The sequence below is a fragment of the Acinetobacter sp. WCHAc060025 genome (assembly GCF_004209355.1).
In the GTDB taxonomy this organism is placed as follows: domain Bacteria; phylum Pseudomonadota; class Gammaproteobacteria; order Pseudomonadales; family Moraxellaceae; genus Acinetobacter; species Acinetobacter wuhouensis.
On record NZ_SGSX01000064.1, the window covers coordinates 1 to 542 of the forward strand.

Annotated in this window: 1 protein-coding gene; it reads right to left on the reverse strand. The window is 38.4% G+C overall.

Annotation, left to right across the window (positions count from 1 at the left end):
• A partial coding sequence (locus tag EXE09_RS18905) for a hypothetical protein (protein WP_165382094.1) occupies positions 1-542 on the reverse strand: 542 nt, incomplete at both ends.

Consider the following 542-nt stretch of genomic DNA (forward strand, 5'->3'; position numbering starts at 1 on the left):
TAAAAATATCCCTCACTCGATTGACCAGCAATATTTACCACTCTGACTAGGAGTTGTTCATCAGTATAAGTTCCTTGTGGTAGTACAAATGAATTACCTTCTCCACCAATCCAAGTATCACCACCATCGATTGTATATTCCCAATAATCAAGATCTGGATCTAGATTCGACAATATGACTTTTCCATTTTTTGTCACTCCATCATCATTAGTGCCACCCAAACGAGCAGTGTCTTCTTCAAATTCAAGGAAAGGAGTAAGTATACTATTGTCAAATACAATCTTTGTAGCATTCATACCTGTTGCAGTATTTCCAGCCACATCTGTCTGTCTGACTTGAATTTTACCAGCATCATATGTGGTATCTGATGCCGCTTTAAAGCTATTACTACTCGTACCAGTAGTCCAGCTAGTACCTCCATCTAAACTATATTCCCACATCGCACCTTCTTCGATGTTTGACACAAGCAAAGTTGTATTCATAGTGATGTTATCAGTACTAGACTTACCAGTTTCTTGAACGATGATCACTGGAGTTGCAAT